Source organism: Streptomyces incanus (assembly GCF_042656345.1).
Lineage (GTDB): Bacteria > Actinomycetota > Actinomycetes > Streptomycetales > Streptomycetaceae > Streptomyces > Streptomyces incanus.
Genome location: NZ_JBHSPC010000007.1, coordinates 29531 through 48794, shown reverse-complemented (window position 1 = coordinate 48794; position 19264 = coordinate 29531). Strand labels below are relative to the sequence as shown.

15 protein-coding genes and 3 pseudogenes are annotated in these 19264 nt (G+C 70.5%); 9 read left to right on the top strand and 9 right to left on the bottom strand.

Translation table 11 applies throughout. The annotated features are described in order from the left end of the window. The first annotated feature begins 181 nt into the window (after positions 1 to 181). Positions 182 to 1519, top strand: a complete 1338-nt coding sequence (locus ACFP2V_RS01560; protein ID WP_381204454.1) for a M14 family metallopeptidase — start codon at positions 182 to 184, stop codon at positions 1517 to 1519. A 34-nt stretch (positions 1520 to 1553) separates the two neighbouring features. On the opposite strand, the gene ACFP2V_RS01555 is transcribed toward ACFP2V_RS01560, so the two are convergent. The 5 genes from ACFP2V_RS01555 to ACFP2V_RS01535 all read right to left on the bottom strand — a co-directional run bounded on the left by ACFP2V_RS01555 (position 1554) and on the right by ACFP2V_RS01535 (position 6486). Further along, a complete protein-coding gene (locus ACFP2V_RS01555) occupies positions 1554 to 2366 on the bottom strand; it encodes a hypothetical protein (protein ID WP_381204453.1) in 813 nt (270 codons plus the stop codon). A gap of 169 nt (positions 2367 to 2535) precedes the next feature. Beyond that, positions 2536 to 4062 carry a GntP family permease gene (locus ACFP2V_RS01550; protein ID WP_381204452.1) on the bottom strand — a complete coding sequence of 509 codons (1527 nt, stop codon included), beginning with the start codon at positions 4060 to 4062 and terminating at the stop codon, positions 2536 to 2538. A 144-nt stretch (positions 4063 to 4206) separates the two neighbouring features. Then, the gene (locus ACFP2V_RS01545) at positions 4207 to 4626 is read right to left on the bottom strand and encodes a RidA family protein (RefSeq protein WP_381204451.1); all 420 of its coding nucleotides are present in this window, start codon (positions 4624 to 4626) and stop codon (positions 4207 to 4209) included. Between the two features lie 13 nt (positions 4627 to 4639). After that, positions 4640 to 5398, bottom strand: a complete 759-nt coding sequence (locus ACFP2V_RS01540; RefSeq protein WP_381204450.1) for an IclR family transcriptional regulator — start codon at positions 5396 to 5398, stop codon at positions 4640 to 4642. Then, the gene (locus ACFP2V_RS01535) at positions 5395 to 6486 is read right to left on the bottom strand and encodes a sugar kinase (protein WP_381204449.1); all 1092 of its coding nucleotides are present in this window, start codon (positions 6484 to 6486) and stop codon (positions 5395 to 5397) included. The genes ACFP2V_RS01540 and ACFP2V_RS01535 overlap by 4 nt, the downstream gene beginning before the upstream one ends. A gap of 236 nt (positions 6487 to 6722) precedes the next feature. Here ACFP2V_RS01535 and ACFP2V_RS01530 point away from each other — a divergent pair, with 236 nt between their 5' ends. Both ACFP2V_RS01530 and ACFP2V_RS01525 read left to right on the top strand, forming a co-directional pair. Then, complete coding sequence (locus ACFP2V_RS01530) at positions 6723 to 8000, top strand: amino acid deaminase (RefSeq protein ID WP_381204448.1); 1278 nt, start codon at positions 6723 to 6725, stop codon at positions 7998 to 8000. Positions 8001 to 8011: 11 nt separating this feature from the next. Then, complete coding sequence (locus tag ACFP2V_RS01525) at positions 8012 to 9622, top strand: N-acyl-D-amino-acid deacylase family protein (protein ID WP_381204447.1); 1611 nt, start codon at positions 8012 to 8014, stop codon at positions 9620 to 9622. Positions 9623 to 9667: 45 nt separating this feature from the next. On the opposite strand, the pseudogene ACFP2V_RS01520 reads toward ACFP2V_RS01525, so the two are convergent. After that, a pseudogene (locus tag ACFP2V_RS01520) lies at positions 9668 to 10165 on the bottom strand (S1 family peptidase); the annotation flags it as partial. 46 nt (positions 10166 to 10211) lie between these two features. Next, the gene (locus tag ACFP2V_RS01515; protein ID WP_381204446.1) at positions 10212 to 11492 is read right to left on the bottom strand and encodes an RNA-guided endonuclease InsQ/TnpB family protein; all 1281 of its coding nucleotides are present in this window, start codon (positions 11490 to 11492) and stop codon (positions 10212 to 10214) included. A gap of 23 nt (positions 11493 to 11515) precedes the next feature. On the opposite strand from ACFP2V_RS01515, the pseudogene tnpA reads away from it, so the two are divergent. Continuing rightward, positions 11516 to 11968, top strand: a pseudogene (gene tnpA, locus ACFP2V_RS01510) (IS200/IS605 family transposase). Positions 11969 to 12070: 102 nt separating this feature from the next. Here the strand turns inward: tnpA and ACFP2V_RS01505 are convergent. After that, a pseudogene (locus ACFP2V_RS01505) lies at positions 12071 to 12517 on the bottom strand (serine protease); the annotation flags it as partial. Between the two features lie 369 nt (positions 12518 to 12886). Between ACFP2V_RS01505 and ACFP2V_RS01500 the strand changes: the two are divergent. The 4 genes from ACFP2V_RS01500 (at position 12887) to ACFP2V_RS01485 (ending at position 15944) form a co-directional block, all read left to right on the top strand. Further along, positions 12887 to 14098, top strand: a complete 1212-nt coding sequence (locus ACFP2V_RS01500; protein ID WP_381204445.1) for a pyridoxal phosphate-dependent aminotransferase — start codon at positions 12887 to 12889, stop codon at positions 14096 to 14098. Positions 14099 to 14193: 95 nt separating this feature from the next. After that, a complete protein-coding gene (locus ACFP2V_RS01495) occupies positions 14194 to 14616 on the top strand; it encodes an SCO4983 family protein (RefSeq protein ID WP_381204444.1) in 423 nt (140 codons plus the stop codon). A 624-nt stretch (positions 14617 to 15240) separates the two neighbouring features. Beyond that, positions 15241 to 15606, top strand: a complete 366-nt coding sequence (locus ACFP2V_RS01490) for a type II toxin-antitoxin system RelE/ParE family toxin (RefSeq protein WP_381204557.1) — start codon at positions 15241 to 15243, stop codon at positions 15604 to 15606. After that, a complete protein-coding gene (locus ACFP2V_RS01485; RefSeq protein WP_381204443.1) occupies positions 15603 to 15944 on the top strand; it encodes a helix-turn-helix domain-containing protein in 342 nt (113 codons plus the stop codon). The genes ACFP2V_RS01490 and ACFP2V_RS01485 overlap by 4 nt, the downstream gene beginning before the upstream one ends. A 334-nt stretch (positions 15945 to 16278) precedes the next feature. Here the strand turns inward: ACFP2V_RS01485 and ACFP2V_RS01480 are convergent, their stop codons facing one another. Further along, positions 16279 to 18099 (bottom strand): phosphoenolpyruvate carboxykinase (GTP), encoded by a 1821-nt coding sequence (locus ACFP2V_RS01480; RefSeq protein ID WP_381204442.1) that lies wholly within the window; start codon positions 18097 to 18099, stop codon positions 16279 to 16281. 412 nt (positions 18100 to 18511) lie between these two features. Between ACFP2V_RS01480 and trhA the strand changes: the two genes are divergently transcribed. Then, positions 18512 to 19243, top strand: a complete 732-nt coding sequence (gene trhA / locus ACFP2V_RS01475; protein ID WP_381204441.1) for a PAQR family membrane homeostasis protein TrhA — start codon at positions 18512 to 18514, stop codon at positions 19241 to 19243. The last annotated feature ends 21 nt before the right edge of the window (positions 19244 to 19264 follow it).

The window sequence follows — 19264 nt, the reverse complement described above, 5'->3', positions numbered from 1 at the left end:
AAAGCGGATGGGCGCCGACGGGACAAGGGGGCGTGCGGGGATCTTCACCGGATGCACCTGGTCGAGTGGTCGGCCGACACGACGGTATTGACCTGATCATGTCACACGCGCAGGATTGCGGCACCGCACACCGCACCAGGCACGTCGCCATGGACAACCCCACCTCCCACAAGGAGACTTCATGCGACTTCGCACACGCGGCAGACGCTCCGCCGTGCTCGCCGCGCTCCTCGCCCTCACCCTCGCCGCGCCCGTGTCGATGACGGCCACGGAGGCCGGCGCCGACAGCGCGAAACGGGCGGCGCCGTCGGCCGACGACATCCGCCAGTACGAGATCCATCAGCACACGACTCCCGTGACCCGTACGGCGATTCAGCGGGCCGGGGTCACCGTGGACGAGGCCGACGAGGAGACGGTGGTCGTCTCCGGCCGCGCGGAGCAGATCCGCACCCTGCGTCAGCAGGGCTATGCAATCACGCCGTTGGGCGCGGCTCCGGACCGTTCGTCCGACGCCGGCGATCTGCGTCTGTTCGACTTCCCCTCGGCCGACTCCCGCTACCACAACTACGCCGAGATGAACGCGGAGATCGACCAGCGGCTGTCGGCGTACCCGAACATCATGAGCAAGCGGGTGATCGGCCGGTCCTACCAGGGCCGGGACATCGTCGCCATCAAGATCAGCGACAACGTGACGACGGACGAGAACGAGCCCGAGGTCCTGTTCACCCACCACCAGCACGCGCGCGAGCACCTGACCGTGGAGATGGCGCTGTATCTGCTGCGCGAACTCGGCGCGGGATACGGCAGCGACTCGCGGATCACCAACATGGTCAACGGCCGGGAGATCTGGATCGTCCCGGACCTCAACCCGGACGGCGGCGAGTACGACATCGCCACCGGCTCCTACCGTTCATGGCGCAAGAACCGGCAGCCCAACTCCGGTTCGTCGAACGTCGGAACCGACCTGAACCGCAACTGGGACTACCGCTGGGGCTGCTGCAACGGCTCCTCCGGCTCCACGTCCTCCGAGACCTACCGGGGTTCGGCTCCCGAATCCGCACCCGAGGTGAAGGTCGTCGCCGACTTCGTGCGCAGCCGGGTCGTGGGGGGCGTGCAGCAGATCAAGGCGGGCGTCGACTTCCACACGTACAGCGAGCTGGTGCTGTGGCCCTTCGGCTACACCTACTCCGACACCACGACCGGGATGACGGCCGACGACCAGGCCGCCTTCCGGACGGTCGGTCAGAAGATGGCGGCGAGCAACGGCTACACGGCCGAGCAGTCCAGCGATCTGTACATCACGGACGGGTCGATCGACGACTACCTGTGGGGCACCCACAAGATCTTCGGTTACACCTACGAGATGTATCCGCGGTCCTCGTCGAGCGGCGGTTTCTACCCGCCCGACGAGGTCATCGAGCGGGAGACGTCCCGGAACCGGGATGCCGTCCTGCAGCTCCTGGAGAACGCGGACTGCATGTACCGCTCCATCGGCAAGGCGGCGCAGTACTGCGGCTAGCGGCGCCGCCCGGCGCGAGGAGCCGTCGTGGTGCCTAGCCCACGAGGTCGGCGTCCGGCTTGGGCTTGTCCGTGTCGTCGGACGGGCCCACGTCGGCGTCCGGCTTGGACTCGCCCGTGTCCTCGGACGGGCCCACGTCGGCGTCCGGCTCGGGCTTCCCGGCCTTGGCGTCCGTGTCGGACGAGTCGGTGTCGGGCGTGTCCGCCTCGGACGAGTCCGCCTCGGGCGTCTCGGGTTCGGCTGCCCCGTCGTCGAAGTAGGCGTCCAGGACCGCGTCCAGTTCCGTGTCCCACGTGGCGAAATGGCTGCGGGACGTGGCCTCGATCTCCAGCGGGTACCAACGGCGTTCCGTGGTGTGGACGGTGACCGTGTACCGCTTGCCGAAGCGGGCGGTCTCCGTCTCCACCGCGCCGATCTCGTCCCAGCGGAACTCGCACGCCTGGTCGTCCAGGCGGAGCCGTACGCCGCTGTGATCGGCGACGACCTCGGCGCGGCGGTCGGACGCCTCGAAGACGGGGCCGTCGGGGACGGGCTCCTCCTCGGAGGACTCGGAGGACTCGGAGGACTCGGAGGACGCAGAAGCTTCCGAGGTCTCGGAGGTCCCGGGCTTCTCCAGCGAGGTCGTCGCCCCCGGTTCCGTGACCGGGTCCGTCTCGGGCGCCGCGTCCTCCGGCTCCGAGGCGGGCTTCGCGTCCTCGGGTTCCTCCTCGCCCTGCGCGTCCTTCACGTCCGCCTTGCGGTCGGACGTGCCGGACACGGGTGCGGTGAGCCCGGGGATGAAGGCCGGGTCGAATCCGGCGCCTTCCAGGGGCTGGGGCTGGCTGCTCGAACCTATGCGCTGCTCCACACCGGATGAGTATGGTCGACGATCCTGTGTGGAGCACAGTCAGCCCCTCACTTCGTTATCAGACGCCTACATGCGCCCCACCGTTCGTACGAATCGGAGGATGATCACACAGGGTTGGACGCACGCGCGGAGCCGGACGAACGGGGCGTCAGGCATCAGGCATCAGGCATTAGACGAACAAGCTGAGTACCGCCGCGACCACGAAGCCCGCCACCGACAGGACGCTCTCCAGCACCGTCCATGTCTTCAGCGTGTCCCGCTCGCTGATGCCGAAGTACTTGGCGACCATCCAGAAGCCGCCGTCGTTGACGTGCGAGGCGAAGATGGAGCCTGCCGAGATGGCCATGATGACCAGGGCCACGAACGCCTGCGAGTGGTCCCCCTCGGACAGCAGCGGGGCGACGATGCCCGCCGTCGTGACGATCGCCACCGTCGCCGAGCCCTGCGCGACCCTGAGCACCACGGAGATCAGGTACGACAGGACGATCACCGGCAGGCCGACGTCGTTGAACGTGTCGGACAGCGCCTGGGCGACACCGCTCCCCTTGAGGACCGCGCCGAAGACACCGCCGGCGCCGACGACCAGCAGGATGTTGCCGACCGGCTTCAGCGAGGACGTCGAGACGGTCTCCAGGGACTTGCGGGACCAGCCGCGCCGGATGCCGAGCAGGTAGTACGCCATGAACAGGGCGAGGGTGAGCGCGACGAACGGGTGGCCGAAGAACTCCACGACCGAGCGCAGCGTGGACTCGTCCAGGGCGATCGAGGAGAACGTCGAGGCGAGGATCAGGATGAGCGGCGTACCGATGATGCCGAGGACGGTGCCGAGCGGCACGGGCGTCTCGCGCGGCGCGACGCCGTCCCCCAAGCTCTCGGCTTCGCTCGAGCAGGGGGCACCCCCATCGCGCTGCTCGTCGAGGACGGCCTGGCGGGACTCCTCGGCGGCCTCGACCATGTCCTGCGGTACGGCGACGAAGATCCGCTTGCCGATCCAGGCGGAGTAGACCCAGGCGGCGACGACGGCCGGGAGGCCGGTGACGACACCCATGAGGATGACCCAGCCGAGGTCGACGTCGAGCAGTCCGGCGGCGGCCACCGGGCCGGGGTGCGGGGGCAGGAAGGCGTGGGTGACGGACAGGCCCGCGAGCAGGGGCAGGCAGTAGAGCAGGATCGACTTGCCGGAGCGCTTGGCGGCGGCGTACACGATCGGCGCGAGGACGAAGATGCCGACGTCGAAGAAGACCGGGACACCGAAGATCAGGCCGGTGAGGCCCATGGCGAGCGGGGCCCGCTTCTCGCCGAACAGGCCGAGCAGCCGCGATGCCAGGACCGCGGCGCCGCCGCTGACCTCGAGGATCGCGCCGAGCATGGTGCCGAGGCCGATGATGATCGCGACATGGCCGAGGATGCCGCCCATGCCGGACTCGATGGTGGACACCGCGTCCGAGCGCTGGACCGTGCCGAAGAGTTCGGTGACCGACAGGCCGGCCAGCAGGCCGACGGCTATGGAGACGCCGAGCAGGGCGACGAACGGCTGGAGCCGGACCTTGATGATCAGGAAGAGAAGCAGCGCGATACCGATGGCGGCGACGGTCAGCAGACCGGCGGTGCCGTCGATCAGCAGGAGCAACCCGCCGGTGTGCGGGGGTGTCTCGGCCGCGGCGCCGGCGGCGAGCGAAAGGGACGGTTGGGACATTCGGGGGTCCTCTGCTTGAGCACATGAAGCTTTCGGGCATGGGGAATCGCGGCACGGCGTCACAGGGATGGCGGACGCCGTGCCGTGGCATACGGGGTGCGGGGTGCGGGGTGGTGACCGGAAAGGGTGAGGGGTGAGTGCGCGTCAGCCCAGTACGGCCAGTGCGTCGATCTCGATGAGGAGCCCCGCGGGCAGGCCGACGTAGACGGTCGTGCGCGCGGCGGGCGGCTGGGTGAGGCCCTGCTCCTCGAAGTAGGTGTTGTAGAGGTCGTTCATCTCGGCGAAGTGGCCCACGTCGGTGAGGTAGACGCGGATCATCATCACGTCGTCCCAGGTCGCGCCGCCCTCTTCGAGGATCGCCTTGACGTTGGCGAGGGTCTGGAGGGTCTGCTCGCGCAGGGTGGGGCCGGCGGGCGTGGGCGGCCTGCCCTCCTCGGCGGGGAGGAACCCGACCTGGCCGGCGACCTGGAGGATGTTGCCCTTGCGCACGCCGTGGGAGAACTTCGCGGGCGGGGTGGTGTGCGTGCTCGGGGTGAGGGCGACTTTCTCGGTTTTCTCGGTCATGCGGGGTGGTCCTTCACTGGAGTTCTGCCGGAGTTCTGCCGGAGTACTCGCCGCTGATCGCGTCCGCGGTGCGGCGGACCAGCGGGAGCAGGGTGAGGAGTTCGTCGGCGGTGACGACGACGTTCGGCGCGGAGACCGACATCGCGGCGACCACCCGGCCGTCGGCGCCGCGGATCGGCGCGGCGACGCAGTTGATGGACTCCTCGTGGCCGCCGAGGTCGGTGGCCCAGCCCTGTTCGCGCACCTTCTCCAGCTCGCGCAGGAACGCGGCCGGGCCCGGCGTCGAACGGGACGTGTACAGGGGGTAGTCGAGCTTCTCCGCGAGGGCGCGGCGCTCGTGTTCGGGCAGGTCGGCGAGGAGCAGCTTGGCCACGGCGGCGACGGTGATGGCGACGGGCTTGCCGATCCGCGAGTACATGCGGACCGGGTAGCGGCTCTCCACCTTGTCGATGTAGAGGACCTCGTTCTCCTCGTGCACGGCGAGGTGCACGGTGTGGCCGCACTGCTCGTTGAGACGGACGAGGTGGGCGTGGGCGATCTCGCGGACGTCGAGGTTCTCCATCGCCTCCTGGGCGAGGGCGAAGAGGCGGGCGCCGAGCCGGTAGTGCTGGTCGGACTGGCGGTAGACGAGTCCGTGCTCGTGCAGGGTGCGCAGCAGCCGCAGGGCCGTGGACTTGTGCACGCCGAGGCGGTCGGCGACCTGCCCGAGGTCGGCGGGCCCTTCGGCGAGCAGCGGCAGGATGCTCAGTGCGCGGTCGACGGTCTGGCTCATGGGGTACGTACCTCCTCCTCGGCCCGGTCCGCGCCCGCGTCCGTGTGCGCGCCCGCGGTGGCGGTCTCGGTCCAACCGGGGCCGAGACGCAGTCTCCCCCACGCCGTGTCGTCCAGGGCGGCCAGCCGGTCGGCCAGGTCGCGGGCGGGAGGTGCGGCGAGGTCGCCGGGGACGGTGAGGGCGGCGGCGGCCATGAGGTGGCCGTGCCGGAGCCGGTCCCGTACGGGCAGGGCGCGCAGGGTGGCGGAGAGGAACCCGGCGGCGAAGGCGTCCCCGGCTCCGACGGCGGCGACGACGTCCACACCGAGGGAGGGGGCGAACGTCCGAGCGCCGTGCGGGCCGTAGGCCGTGGCGCCGCGGCTGCCGTGCTTGACGACCAGGATCTCCGGCTCGGGCAGCGCCTCGCGTACGGCGGCGGCGTCGCGCAGGCCCCAGGCCTCGCGCGCCTCGTCGTCGCCGACGAGGACGAGGTCGGCGCCGCGGGCCAGTTCCAGCAGCACCTCGGGGCCGTGGGCGTCGCTGTCGCGCCACAGTCCGGGCCGGTGGTTGACGTCGAAGGAGACGAGCGGACGGCCGGGGCGACGAGTGGTCAGCTCCCGTAGGAGGTCCAGGCAGCCGGCGGAGAGGGCGGCGGTGATGCCGGACAGGTGCAGGACCCGGGCGGCGCGGGCGGCGGCCAGGTCGACGGTGCGGGTGGTCATCGCGGAGGCCGCGGAGCCCGCCCGGTAGTAGGCGACCTCGTGGGCGTCGGTGGCGCGGTCGCCGGCGGTGCGGAAGTAGATGCCGGTGGGGCGGTGCGGGTCGCGCCGGACGGACGACACGTCGACGCCGTAGTCCCCGATCGCCCGCAGGAGGTGGTCGCCGAAGCCGTCCCGGCCGACCGCGCTGATCCAGCGCGCCGAGTGGCCGGCCGCCGCGAGGACGCAGGCGGTGTTGGACTCCGCGCCGCCGATGGCGCGCTCGAAGGAGGGCACGTCGGCGAGGGGGCCCGGCCGGGAGGGCAGGAACGTCACCATGGACTCGCCCAGCGCGACGACATCGACGGTCTCCACGACGTCGGGGGCGGGGCGGGGTCCGGTGGCGGTCACGGTGGAGTGGCTCCTCGATGCGGCGGGGTCGGGCGGTGTCGGTGGTGCGGGGCGGGGGCGGGACGGGTGGCGCGGGGCCGGGCGGGGGCGGATCGTCGGTGTCTGCCCGCATTGTCCTCGCCGGCCGCCGGAACCCGGTTCCATTGACCCCGTGTGGCCGAGATGTTAGACAGCGGTAAGCGACATACGCAATGGGTGTTGCAGGGAACGCAACACACCAGATCAGGGAGGCTTTGATGGTCCTCGGCCCCGGCTCCGACGCCTACACGCAGCTCACGGAGGAACGCGTCGACCACCGTTTCAAGGGCCTCCCGCCGGACGCCGACGGGCTGACCGTCGGCGAGCTGGCCGCCCAGCGCCGGAATCTGTTCACCGGCGGCTTCACCACCCCGGTGCTCGCGCTGTCCGCCGAGCGCCTGGAGCACAACCTGAAGCTGATGGAGACGTACGCGGCCCGGCACGGCCTCGCCTTCGCCCCGCACGGCAAGACGTCCATGGCCCCGCAGCTCTTCCGGCGCCAGATCGAGCACGGCGCCTGGGGCATCACGCTCGCGGTGCCGCATCAGGTACGGGTGGCGCGGGCGTTCGGCGTGCGGCGGGTCTTCCTCGCCAACGAGCTGGTGGACCCGGCGGCCCTGCGCCGGATCTCCGCCGACCTGGACGCCGACCCGGACTTCCGCTTCGTCTGCTACGTCGACTCCGTGCGCGGTGTCGAGCTGATGGACGCGGTCCTCGCCGGGTCCGCCCGCCCGGTGGACGTCGTGGTCGAGCTGGCCGGGGGCGAGGGCGCGCGGACCGGGGTGCGGACGGAGGCGGAGTGCGCCGCCGTCGCCGACGCGGTGGCGGGTGCGCGCGGTCTGCGGCTGGCCGGGGTCGCCGGGTACGAGGGCGAGGTGCCGGACGCCGACCCGGAGCGGGTGCGGGCGTGGCTGCGGCGCCTGGTGGCCCTGGCGGTGGACTTCGACAAGGCCGGGCGGTTCGCGGGCCTCGACGAGATCGTGGTGAGCGCGGGCGGCAGCGCCTGGTTCGACGCGGTGGCCGACGTCTTCGCGGAGATTCCCGAACTCTCCCTGCCCGTACTGAAGTTGCTGCGCTCGGGGGCGTACGTCTCGCACGACGACGGGCACTACCGCGAGTTGACCCCGTTCAACCGGGTACCGGAGGAAGGTGCGCTGGAACCGGCGTTCCGGCTGTGGACGCAGATCGTGTCCCGGCCGTCCGCCGAGCAGGCCTTCGCCAACGCGGGCAAGCGGGACGCGGCCTACGACCTCGACCTGCCGTTCGCCCAGGTGGTCCGCCGAGGCGGCACGGAGCGCCCGGCGACCGGGATCTCGGTCGTCTCCCTCTCCGACCAGCACGCCTGGCTGCGTACCGCCCCGGAGGCCGATCTGGAGGTCGGCGACTGGCTGGGCCTCGGGCTCTCCCACCCGTGCACCTCCTTCGACAAATGGGTACTCATTCCCGTGGCGGAGGCGGACGGCACGGTGGTCGACTACATCCGTACGTTCTTCTAGGGGGCCGTGGCATGGAAGAGCTCGTCATCCGGGACGCCGACGTCGTGGACGGCTCCGGCGACAGCGCGTACCGCGCGGACGTGGTCGTCGACGGCGGCCGTATCGTCTCGATCGTGAAGGAGGCTGCGGCAGCGGGCTGTCAGCGTCCGAAGGCCCGCCGCGAACTGGACGCCGAGGGGCTGGTCCTCTCCCCCGGCTTCATCGACATGCACGCCCACAGCGATCTGGCGCTGCTGCGCGACCCCGACCACAGCGCCAAGGCCGCACAGGGCGTCACCCTCGAAGTGCTGGGCCAGGACGGCCTGTCGTACGCGCCGGTCGACGACCGCACGCTCGGCGAGGTCCGCCGCGCGATCGCCGGGTGGAACGGCGGCGGGGACGACATCGACTTCGACTGGCGGTCGGTGGGCGAGTACCTGGACCGGCTCGACCGGGGCATCGCGGTCAACGCCGCGTACCTGATCCCGCAGGGCACGGTCCGCGCGCTCGCCGTCGGCTGGGAGGACCGGGAGGCCACCCCCGCCGAGCTGGACCGGATGCGCCACCTGGTCGCCGAGGGCATGGAGCAGGGCGCGGTCGGCATGTCGTCGGGGCTGACGTACACGCCCGGCATGTACGCCAAGGACGCCGAACTGACCGAACTGTGCCGGGTGGTGGCCCGGTACGGCGGCTACTACTGCCCGCACCACCGCTCCTACGGCGCGGGCGCGCTCCAGGCGTACGAGGAGATGGTGACGCTCGCCCGGGAGGCGGACTGCCCGCTGCACCTGGCGCACGCGACGATGAACTTCGGAGTGAACAAGGGCAGGGCGCCCGAGCTGCTGGCGCTGCTGGACGACGCGCTCGCCGCCGGCGCCGACATCAGCCTCGACACGTACCCGTACACGCCGGGCTGCACCACGCTGGTCGCCGTGCTGCCGAGCTGGGCGAGCGAGGGCGGTCCGGAGGAGATCCTCAGGCGGCTCGCGGACGACGCGACGGCCGAGCGGATCCGGCATCATCTGGAGGTCACCGGCTCGGACGGCTGTCACGGCGTGCCCATCGAGTGGGACACCATCGAGATCTCCGGGGTGGGCGACCCCGCGCTGGGCGAGTACGTGGGCCGCACGGTCCAGGAGTCGGCCGCGCTGCGCGGCGAGAGCCCGTGGGCCCTCGCCCGCGAGCTGCTGCTCAAGGACAGGCTGGTCCCGTCGATCCTCCAGCACGTCGGCCACGAGGAGAACGTGCGGGAGATCATGCGGCACCGGGTGCACACCGGCGGCTCGGACGGCATCCTCCAGGGCGCCAAGCCGCACCCGCGCGCGTACGGCACCTTCCCGCAGTATCTCGGGCGGTACGTACGGGAGTTGGGCGTACTCTCGCTGGAGGAGTGCGTCGCGCATCTGACGTCCCGGCCGGCCGCCCGGCTGCGGCTCGCGGACCGCGGGCTGGTCCGCGAGGGCTACAAGGCGGACCTGGTGCTCTTCGATCCTCGGACGGTGGCCGCCGGTTCCACCTTCGAGCAGCCCCGGACACCGCCGACGGGCATCCCGTACGTGCTGGTCGACGGGCGGTTCGTGATCGAGGACGGGCGGCGCACCGGCGTACTGGCGGGGCGGGCGGTCCGCAGGTCGCCCCGCTGACCACCCGTCCGGCCTGTTCCATGTCCGATCCGGCCGGCCCCGCGCCTACGGCTTGGGCAGGGTGCAGCCGCCCGCGCCGAGGTCGAGCCTGCTGCCCGTGCCGAAGCAGGCGGTGAACGGGTAGGTCTGCTGGGCGTAGTTGATGCCCCGGCGGACCGTGACGACGCCGTTCGCGTCGACCTCGCACGGGTTGTTGACCGTACAGCGCGCGCCGTCCTCGTTGCCGGTGTTGTTGACGGCCACCACCTTGCCGGTGGCGACGTCGACGACCGGTGAGCCGGAGGTACCGCCGATGGTGTCGCAGGCGGAGGTGTAGCGGACCGAGTCCTTCCAGGTCCAGTCCCCCTCCTTCAACCGGTAGGCGAATCCGTCGACGGAGCAGGTGTAGATCCGCTTCCAGTACCCGGAGACCACGCTGATGGCGGTGCCGGCGGCCGGGCGGGCGCTGTCGAGGGTGAGCGGGTCGATGCCGTACGTGCTCTTGATCTGCGCGTAGGTGGTGCTGAGCCGGTAGACCGCCGCGTCGGTGTCGGTCATGGTCGCTTGAAGTGCTCTCCTCCCTTCGCGAACTCAGGGAGGAGATTCCTGCCTACCTTGCGGTGGCGGGCTTGACGCGCTTGGCGCGCCTGACGACTGCCCTCCCGGCAGCCGGGAGGGGCGCGAGGCCCGTCCGGTACAGGTGCAGGACGTTGCGGGCCGCGTTGTGGTCGGCGTTGCCCGACCAGCCGCAGTCCGGTTTCCTGCACACGAACACGGCCTGGGACTCCCGGCTGCCGGGCGTGGTGAAGCCGCACGCCGAGCAGCGCCTGGAGGTACCAGGGGCGGGGACCTTGTGCAGGGTGCCGCCGTACCGGGCGGCCTTGTAGGTCAGCAGGGTGACCGTGCGACCCCAGGCCTCACCGCTGATGGAGCGGTTCAGCCCGGACTTCCGGGCGACGTTCTTCCCCGGCTCCTCGATGGTTCCCCTGGCGGATCTGACCATGTTCGGGATGGTGAGGGCTTCGACCACGACGGTGGCGTAGGTGCGGGCGATGGCGGTGGTCGTGCGGTGCTGCCAGTCCAGGGCCCGGCGCTTGGCTTTCGCGCGCAGTCCTGCGATCCGGTCATAGGTGCGGTGCAGCCGGCCGCTGGTGCGCTCGCCGGGCCTGCGGTGCCGCTTGCGCCGCGCGGCGCGCTGCTCCAGATGCAGGAGCCTGGTCTTCTCCTTCGGTGTCAGCCATGCGCCGTGCTCGTAGGTTGTGCCGTCCGAGCAGGCGATCGGCACGGTGATACCGACGTCGATGCCGATGTCCGGCCCCTGGTGGGGCTCGGGCCCGGCCCGAAGGGTCTGGACGCGGAAGGCGATGTGCCAGCCGAGCACGTCCTTGACCAGCCGGGCCCCGGTGATCCGGTTCTCCGGGCCTGCGTGTTTGCCCACCGGCAGGTCCTTGGTCCAGCGGAAGCGGACCCGGCCCACCTTGGGAAGGTTGACCTGCCCCCAGCGGCGGTGCACCCGGACGATGTGCAGATCCCGGCCCTGCGGGATGTCCACGGACATCACCGTGCGGATGCGGCCCTTGAAGTTCGGGGCGTCGGCCCGGTGCTCCCAGCAGTTCTTCCACGCCCGGAAATACGCCTTGAGTACCGCCTGCGCGGCCTGCGCGGGCAGGACGGCCAGGAAGTCGATATCCATACGGGCCTGGCGGATCGCGGCGTCCGCGTGGTGGAGTGTCCGCTTCTGCTTCGGCATCATCTGCCACCAGGCGTGCAGCAGGTTCCACAGGGTGCGGGCCGCGTGCGCCTGATCATCCACCGCGCGAACCCCGGCAGGGGGCAGTGCAAGCCGGGCACGATGCCCGAACTGCCGCTTGACCAGGGTGTCTCGACTCACGATCGCGAGAATAGCCATGGTTGGTGTCACCGCGCCGGCACCCGAATCCCGATGTCGGAACCGGCCGCCATGTTGTTCACCACCTGCATGTTCACTTGGTTTTTGTTACGAAGTACCGGCGGAATGCGTTCACCGACACCATGCCGCGCCGAGGCGGTCATGCGGGAGGTCTGTGCCGGCTTCGAGGCCGGGCTGAAACAGTTCAACGGCGAACGGGACCACGTCCACCTGCTGGTGCACCACCCTCCCACTGTCCAGCTCTCCAGGCCGGTCGACTCCCTCGAGGGCGTCAGCTCCCGCAGGCTCCGCCTGGGGGCACCTCCCGGCCGAGGGCTGGGGGAGAGGACAGCACGCAGGTCCGCCGGTACCTGTGGGGCGGACACTTCTGGTCCGGCTCCTCCTTCGCAGGATCATGCGGCGGGGCACCCCTGACCGTCGTCAAGCAGTACATCGAAAGCCGGCAGCGTCCCGGCTGACCGTCACCCCGGAGACGAAGAGCACTCCGGCGCTCCGCGCCTCCGGGCCAAGGACGGCCTTCACCCCCGCCCTGAAGGGCGGAGCACTGGCCAAGATCAGAGGTAGACGAGCCGGTTGGCGCGCAGGGTGGCGACCCGGGTGCCGGCGGAGTTGAGCAGTCCGAAGGTACGGCTGGACGCCCGGTCGACGAGGACCTCGCCGGCCGCGGGGAAGCCGCTCTCCAGGCAGTGGCCGTTGGTGAGCACCAGCGCGGGGTCGCTGCTCGCCGACCGGGGCAGGCGGACGACGGAGCCCGAGCAGTTGCTCAGCGAGACGGTGCCCGCGAAGTTCACCGCGGCGGCCTTTGGCCCGGTGAGACCGGACAGAGTGTCCGCCGCGGCGCCGGCGACGCCGTCGACGAGGTCGAGCACCGCGGTCGAACCCGAACCCGCGCCGGTACCCGTGGCCGTGTCCGCGCCCGTGGGGGCGGGCGCGGCGGCGACCGCGGGGGTCACGCCCGCCCCGGCCAGGGCCAGGGCACAGAGCGCGACGACGAGAGGCTTTCTCATAGGGGGTCCCCTCCAGCGACGGATCCTGCGAAAGGCGGCGGGATTCCTGCGGCCGCCCACAGGATTGATTGACATGCGCATTGTCAATACGCCGCAGCCCGGGGGCAAGACGCCGTTTCCGGCCTTCCGGCCGGAAGGTCCCGCCGCCCGGACCACCCTCCCCGCGCAGGCGGCAGGAGAGGCGCCCGCGACGGGGAGGCCCGGCGCGAAGGTGGTGAAGGCGGCTCCCACGGCAGCCGCGACGGCGACCTCGACGACGGCGCCCGGGGCGCCCCCGGGGCGGACCGTCCGACATATCACCCGAACCGACACGTCTCACGTAGCGGATAACACACCGCACACGGCGTTACCGGGCCGTAAGCTCCCCCCATGCAGGTGATCCAGTCGACCAAGCTCGCCAACGTCTGTTACGAGATCCGGGGCCCGGTGCTCGAGGAGGCGATGCGGCTGGAGGCGGCCGGGCACCGCATCCTCAAGCTCAACACCGGCAATCCGGCCGCGTTCGGGTTCGAGTGCCCGCCCGAGATCCTGGAGGACGTCCTCCGCAACGTGTCGTCGGCGCACGGCTACGGCGACGCGAAGGGGCTGCTGGCCGCACGCCGGGCGGTCGTGATGCACAACCAGACCCTCGGCATCGAGACCGACGTCGAGCACGTCTACATCGGCAACGGCGTCTCCGAGCTGATCGTGATGGCGATGCAGGCGCTGCTCGACGACGGGGACGAGGTACTGGTCCCGTCGCCGGACTATCCACTGTGGACGGCGGCCGTCGCCCTGTCCGGCGGTACGGCGGTGCACTACCGCTGCGACGAGCAGTCCGACTGGATGCCGGACCTCGCCGACATCGAACGCAAGGTCACCGACCGCACCAAGGCGCTCGTCATCATCAACCCGAACAACCCGACCGGCGCGGTCTACGACGAGGCGATGGTCAAGGGCCTGACCGACATCGCCCGCCGGCACAACCTGCTGGTCTGCTCGGACGAGATCTACGACAAGATCCTCTACGACGACGCCACGCACACCCCCACCGCATCGATCGCCCCCGACCTGCTCACCCTCACCTTCAACGGCATGTCGAAGGCGTACCGGGTGGCCGGATACCGGGTGGGCTGGATGGCGATCTCCGGGCCCCGCGCGCACGCCGACTCCTACATCGAGGGCCTGACGATCCTGGCGAACATGCGCCTGTGCGCGAACATGCCGGGCCAGCACGGCGTGGTCGCCGCGCTCAGCGGACGCCAGACGATCAACGACCTGGTACTGCCGGGCGGCCGGCTGCGCGAGCAGCGGGACACGGCGTACGAACTGCTGACCCAGATTCCGGGCGTGACCTGCGTGAAGCCGAAGGGGGCGCTGTACCTCTTCCCCCGGCTCGACCCCAATGTCTTCAAGATCAAGGACGACCGGCAGATGGTCCTCGACCTGCTGCGCAGCGAGAAGATCATGGTCGTGCACGGCACGGGCTTCAACTGGTCCGAGCCCGACCACTTCCGGGTGGTGACCCTGCCGTCGGCCGACGACCTGCGGGACGCGGTGGGCCGGATCGCCCGCTTCCTGGACGGCTACCACCAGCCCTGACGCTACGTGTTCACTTCGTCCGATCCTGTCAAGCAATCAACTTTAGACGAATTCTAAGCTAGGATGGCTTCCTGATAGCACTCTGGAGGCCATCCATGTATGAACCGATCCGCACCAAGTCGGTCCACCGCGCAATGGCCGGCACTCCTCACGACTTCCCCCGCCGCTCTCGCGAGGAAGAGCTGGACACTCAGCTCGCGGGCCATCTCGACGCACTGCTCGCCGTCACCGACGAGCTGCGCGCCGCGGCACCCTCGGCCGATCTGGACACGGCGGCCGAGCGGCTCGCCGAGCAGGTGACCCGCCTGCGGGGAGGACGTGAGCCGGCCCGTGCGTCGGCGACCACGAGCGGGAGCGCGCCCTGCGTCACCGCCCTGCACCGACAGGCGCACGCCCTCGCGGGCCGCGCCCTGGTCGTCGCCGCGTCCCGCGCCGACACGGTGGCCGCGATCCTGGCCGCCGAGCGGATGGACGCGCACACCGCGGCCCTCGAGTCACGCGAACTCGCGTCCCGCTGAGCCCCGCCCCCCGGGGCTCCCGCCAACGGCCCCGGTCCGCGTGCACCCACAGCGAGGCGCGGACCGGGCGCCTCGCACCACGCACACGGCCGACGGGGCGCTCCGGGCGGGCTGCCTGGAGCGCCCCGTCGCCGTTTCCCCGCGCGATCGGCTCGCGGACGCGGGTCAGCCCACGTCCGCTGGATCGGCCCGTGTACTCCGACGCGCCCGCCGTGCGGCGGATCTCCGGCAGCGCCGAGTAGAGCGCGACGCCCGGACAGAGCGTGGCGAAGCCGTCGCGGTGGCCGGAGACGGTGTTCAGCGCGGCCTTGTCGCCGTTCTTCCAGACCCCGGTGTCAGCCGCGGCGGTGAGGGCCGCCTTCGCCTCCGGGTCGACGCCGTGCAGGCCGAGCTTCCAGGCGGAGATGTCGGCGAGCGCCTGCTTGACCTGGCATGGAGGCCAAGGTTCCACCGCTTACTGTCCGGGCCCGAGGTTGCCCTCGAGGACGGTCCGGGTGATGAGGGGGCGGCCCCAGAGGGCGAGGAGCGCTGCCCCGGCCACGGGCAGCAAGGACCGAAACGGCACGCACCACGTTATATGTCGTTGACGACATATAACGTGGTGGGTGTGGATGCGCTTTCACCATCGAGCTCGAACCCGAGGTACGGGACTGGCTGGAAGCTCTGCCAGCCGAGCACTTCCTCAAGATCGACGAATACGTCGGGCTACTCGCGGACCACGCCGACGCTCTTGGCGAGCCCTACGCCCGCCATCTCGGCGACGGAGTCCGCGAGTTACGCCCGACGCTCGACGGTGCCGCTGTACGTCTCACGTACTGGCTCGCCCCGGACCGCACTGCGGCCCTGCTGACCGTTTTCCGCAAGACGCGCATGCGGGAAGACGCCGAGGTCCGGCGCGCCAAACTCGCGAAGAAGGTGTGCGAGGCCGAACACGGCCCCGCCCATGACGAGTTCATCCGCACCATCGAGAAGGGAGAAGTGGAGCCATGAGCCACAGCCGCTGGAAGACCCTGCGTCAACGAAAGCTCGCCGAGGGGCTCACCGAGCCGGAGGACGTGGCCGAGGCCCGCCGCGAGATCCGGCTGTCCATGGCCCTGGCGAAGGCCGTGTACGACCGGCGCGCCGAGCTCGGACTCACCCAGACCGAGCTGGCCGACCGCGCGGGTCTCAGCCAGGCGAAGATCTCCCGGATCGAAGGCTCCGACACCGTCCCGACACTGCCGCTCCTCGCCAAGCTGGCCACGGCCCTGGACGCGACGCTGAACATCGCCCTCGACGACAACGACACCCGGGTGACCTTCACCGCACACCACACCGACGCAGCCTGAGCCGCCGGAGGGAGCAGTTGGCCGTGGCGGCGTGAAGGCCGGCGGCTCACCGAGCTGCTGACCGCGTTGCTCGATCCCGGGTGGGCGCCGGGATCACCGCCCAGGCCCCGGAGGCCGTCGACGCGTTCGTACGGGCACGGTGGTGGACGTGGCTGACATGGGCGAAGGCCTGTCGTCGCCCTGTCCCGCCGGGGCGGGCGGGAGGGTGACGACAGGCCCAGGGCCCCGCACGCCGTTGTGCGGAGCCTCGCCGGTCTGTCCCGCGGCCGGTCGTGACGATCGCTGGTCAGGGCATCCCATCCCAACCGGCCGCGGAGTCTGTGTGCCGGGCGGTTCAGCCCAGGCGCTGCACCAGGGCGTTGTACTGGTCCCACAGCTCGGTGGGCGTGTGGTCGCCGAAGGTGTTGAGGTGATCGGGGACCAGGGCGGCCTCCTCGCGCCACACCTCCTTGTCGACGCTGAGCAGGAAGTCCAGGTCCGCGTCGGCCAGTTCGAGGCCGTCCGTGTCGAGGGCCTTCCTGGTCGGCAGGACGCCGATCGGGGTCTCGACGCCGTCCGCCTTGCCCGCCAGGCGCTCCACGATCCACTTCAGGACGCGGCTGTTCTCGCCGAAGCCGGGCCAGACGAACTTGCCCTCGTCGTTCTTGCGGAACCAGTTGACGTAGTAGATCTTCGGGAGCTTGGACTGGTCCTTGTCCTTCGCCACGTCGATCCAGTGGCCCATGTAGTCGCCCATGTTGTAGCCGCAGAACGGCAGCATGGCGAAGGGGTCGCGGCGCAGCTCGCCGACCTTGCCCTCGGCGGCGGCGGTCTTCTCGGAGGCCACGTTGGCGCCGAGGAAGACGCCGTGGTTCCAGTCGAAGGACTCGGTGACCAGGGGTACGGCGGTGGCGCGGCGCCCGCCGAAGAGGATCGCGGAGATCGGCACGCCCTTGGGGTCCTCCCACTCGGGCGCGATGATCGGGCACTGGGCGGCGGGGGTGGTGAAGCGGGCGTTGGGGTGGGCGGCCGGGGTACCCGACTCGGGCGTCCAGTCGTTGCCCTTCCAGTCGGTCAGGTGGGCCGGGGTCTCCTCGGTCATGCCCTCCCACCACACGTCGCCGTCGTCGGTGAGGGCGACGTTGGTGAAGACGGAGTTGCCCCACAGGGTCTTCATCGCGTTGGCGTTGGTGTGCTCGCCGGTGCCGGGCGCGACGCCGAAGAAGCCGGCCTCGGGGTTGATCGCGTAGAGGCGGCCGTCCTCGCCGAACCGCATCCAGGCGATGTCGTCGCCGATCGTCTCGACGGTCCAGCCGGAGATCGTGGGCTCCAGCATGGCGAGGTTGGTCTTGCCGCAGGCGCTCGGGAAGGCGGCGGCGACGTACTTCGACTCCCCCTGCGGCGGGGTCAGCTTGAGGATCAGCATGTGCTCGGCGAGCCAGCCCTCGTCGCGGGCCATGACGGAGGCGATGCGCAGGGCGTAGCACTTCTTGCCGAGCAGGGCGTTGCCGCCGTAGCCGGAGCCGTAGGACCAGATCTCGCGGTCCTCGGGGAAGTGCGAGATGTACTTGGTCCGGTTGCAGGGCCAGGGCACGTCCTTCTGACCGGGCTCCAGGGGGGCGCCGACGGAGTGCACCGCCTTGACGAAGAAGCCGTCGTCGCCGAGTTCGTCCAGGACGTCCTGGCCCATGCGGGTCATGGTGCGCATGGAGACGGCGACGTACGCGGAGTCGGTGATCTCGACACCGATCGCGGACAGCGGCGAGCCGAGGGGGCCCATGCAGAAGGGCACGACGTACATCGTGCGGCCCTTCATGGAGCCGCGGAAGACGCCCTTCTCACCGGTGAAGATCTCCCGCATCTCGCCGGGGGCCTTCCAGTGGTTGGTGGGCCCGGCGTCCTCCTCCTTCTCGGAGCAGATGAAGGTGCGGTCCTCGACGCGGGCGACGTCGCTGGGGTCGGATGCCGCGTAGTAGGAGTTGGGGCGCTTGATCGGGTCGAGTTTGCGGAACGTGCCCTTGTCGACCAGTTCCTCGCTCAGCCGCTGGTACTCGGCCTCGGAACCGTCGCACCAGACCACGTGGTCCGGCTGGGTCAGCTCGACGATCTCGTTGACCCAGGAGATGAGTCCCTGGTGGGTGGTGGGGACGCTGGGAGCCGCGATGTCGCGCGCCACGATTGCTCCTAAGTGAGGGTTCTTTGTCTGGAGGGCCCCGTGGGGGCTGCGGCCCGGATGCTTCACGGTGAGATTTTGGGCGCTCATCCGGTGCCGACCGCACTCATATGATCCTCCGATGCGAGTGCCCATCTGTCCAGGGGGTCTCACATGTGAGCAGAGTGACGCTGGCCACGGTTTCCGGAAGGGCACACATGCACGCCGGGTCTCTTTACGGGCACGTTACGTTCACCCGGCCATCCTTTTACCGCCTCGCCCGCGACCCCTCGCGCCCCCTCCCGGCTCCCCGCTCGGCCCGGAACGCACCATGGGCCTACCGGCGAGTACGTCACATGAGAAGATGGCAACCCCGACAGGGTCGATTTTGGTGCACCGACCCGTAACTTACGGTTCCGTAGGTACGATGGCGGCTATGACAGCGTTCGCCTCCGACGCCCCCGACGCGCCTGACACACCCGCGGGACAGCCGGCCGAAGGCCGCGGCCCGGTCCCGCTCGACCTCCCGCACCCGGTCAAACCCAAGCTCCGCGGCTGGCTGCACCTGGGCATGTTCCCCGCCGTCCTGGTCGCCGGGCTGGTGCTCGTCGCCCTCGCCGACTCGACCCGGGGCCGTGTCGCCTGCGCGATCTTCGCGCTGACGGCCTGCCTGCTGTTCGGCGTGAGCGCCCTGTACCACCGGGGCGACTGGAGTCCGCGCATGGACGGCGTGCTCCGGCGCCTCGATCACGCCAACATCTTCCTGATCATCGCCGGCACCTACACCCCGCTCACCCTGCTGCTCCTGCCGGAGGCCAAGGGCCAGTGGCTGCTGTGGGGCATCTGGGCGGCCGCCCTGGCCGGGATCGCCTTCCGGGTGTTCTGGGTGGGCGCCCCGCGCTGGCTCTACACCCCCTGCTACATCGCGATGGGCTGGGCCGCCGTCTTCTACCTCCCCGACTTCATGCGCACCGGCGGCATCGCCGTCCTGGTCCTGGTGATCGTCGGCGGCTTGCTCTACAGCGCGGGCGGGGTGATCTACGGGCTCAAGAAGCCCAACCCGTCACCGCGCTGGTTCGGTTTCCACGAGGTCTTCCACTCCCTGACCCTGGCCGCCTTCATCGCCCACTACGTGGGTATCTCCCTGGTGGCCTACCAGCACGGATGAGCCGAGGGGCGCCCTCGCGGC

Bases quoted from the DNA above. Each gene is read 5' to 3' on its own strand.
- ACFP2V_RS01560 (WP_381204454.1), top strand. From the start codon at position 182: ATGCGACTTCGCACACGCGGCAGACGCTCCGCCGTGCTCGCCGCGCTC.
- ACFP2V_RS01550 (WP_381204452.1), bottom strand. From the start codon at position 4,062: ATGTCCCAACCGTCCCTTTCGCTCGCCGCCGGCGCCGCGGCCGAGACA.
- ACFP2V_RS01545 (WP_381204451.1), bottom strand. From the start codon at position 4,626: ATGACCGAGAAAACCGAGAAAGTCGCCCTCACCCCGAGCACGCACACC.
- ACFP2V_RS01540 (WP_381204450.1), bottom strand. From the start codon at position 5,398: ATGAGCCAGACCGTCGACCGCGCACTGAGCATCCTGCCGCTGCTCGCC.
- ACFP2V_RS01530 (WP_381204448.1), top strand. From the start codon at position 6,723: ATGGTCCTCGGCCCCGGCTCCGACGCCTACACGCAGCTCACGGAGGAA.
- ACFP2V_RS01525 (WP_381204447.1), top strand. From the start codon at position 8,012: ATGGAAGAGCTCGTCATCCGGGACGCCGACGTCGTGGACGGCTCCGGC.
- ACFP2V_RS01500 (WP_381204445.1), top strand. From the start codon at position 12,887: ATGCAGGTGATCCAGTCGACCAAGCTCGCCAACGTCTGTTACGAGATC.
- ACFP2V_RS01495 (WP_381204444.1), top strand. From the start codon at position 14,194: ATGTATGAACCGATCCGCACCAAGTCGGTCCACCGCGCAATGGCCGGC.
- ACFP2V_RS01485 (WP_381204443.1), top strand. From the start codon at position 15,603: ATGAGCCACAGCCGCTGGAAGACCCTGCGTCAACGAAAGCTCGCCGAG.
- trhA (WP_381204441.1), top strand. From the start codon at position 18,512: ATGACAGCGTTCGCCTCCGACGCCCCCGACGCGCCTGACACACCCGCG.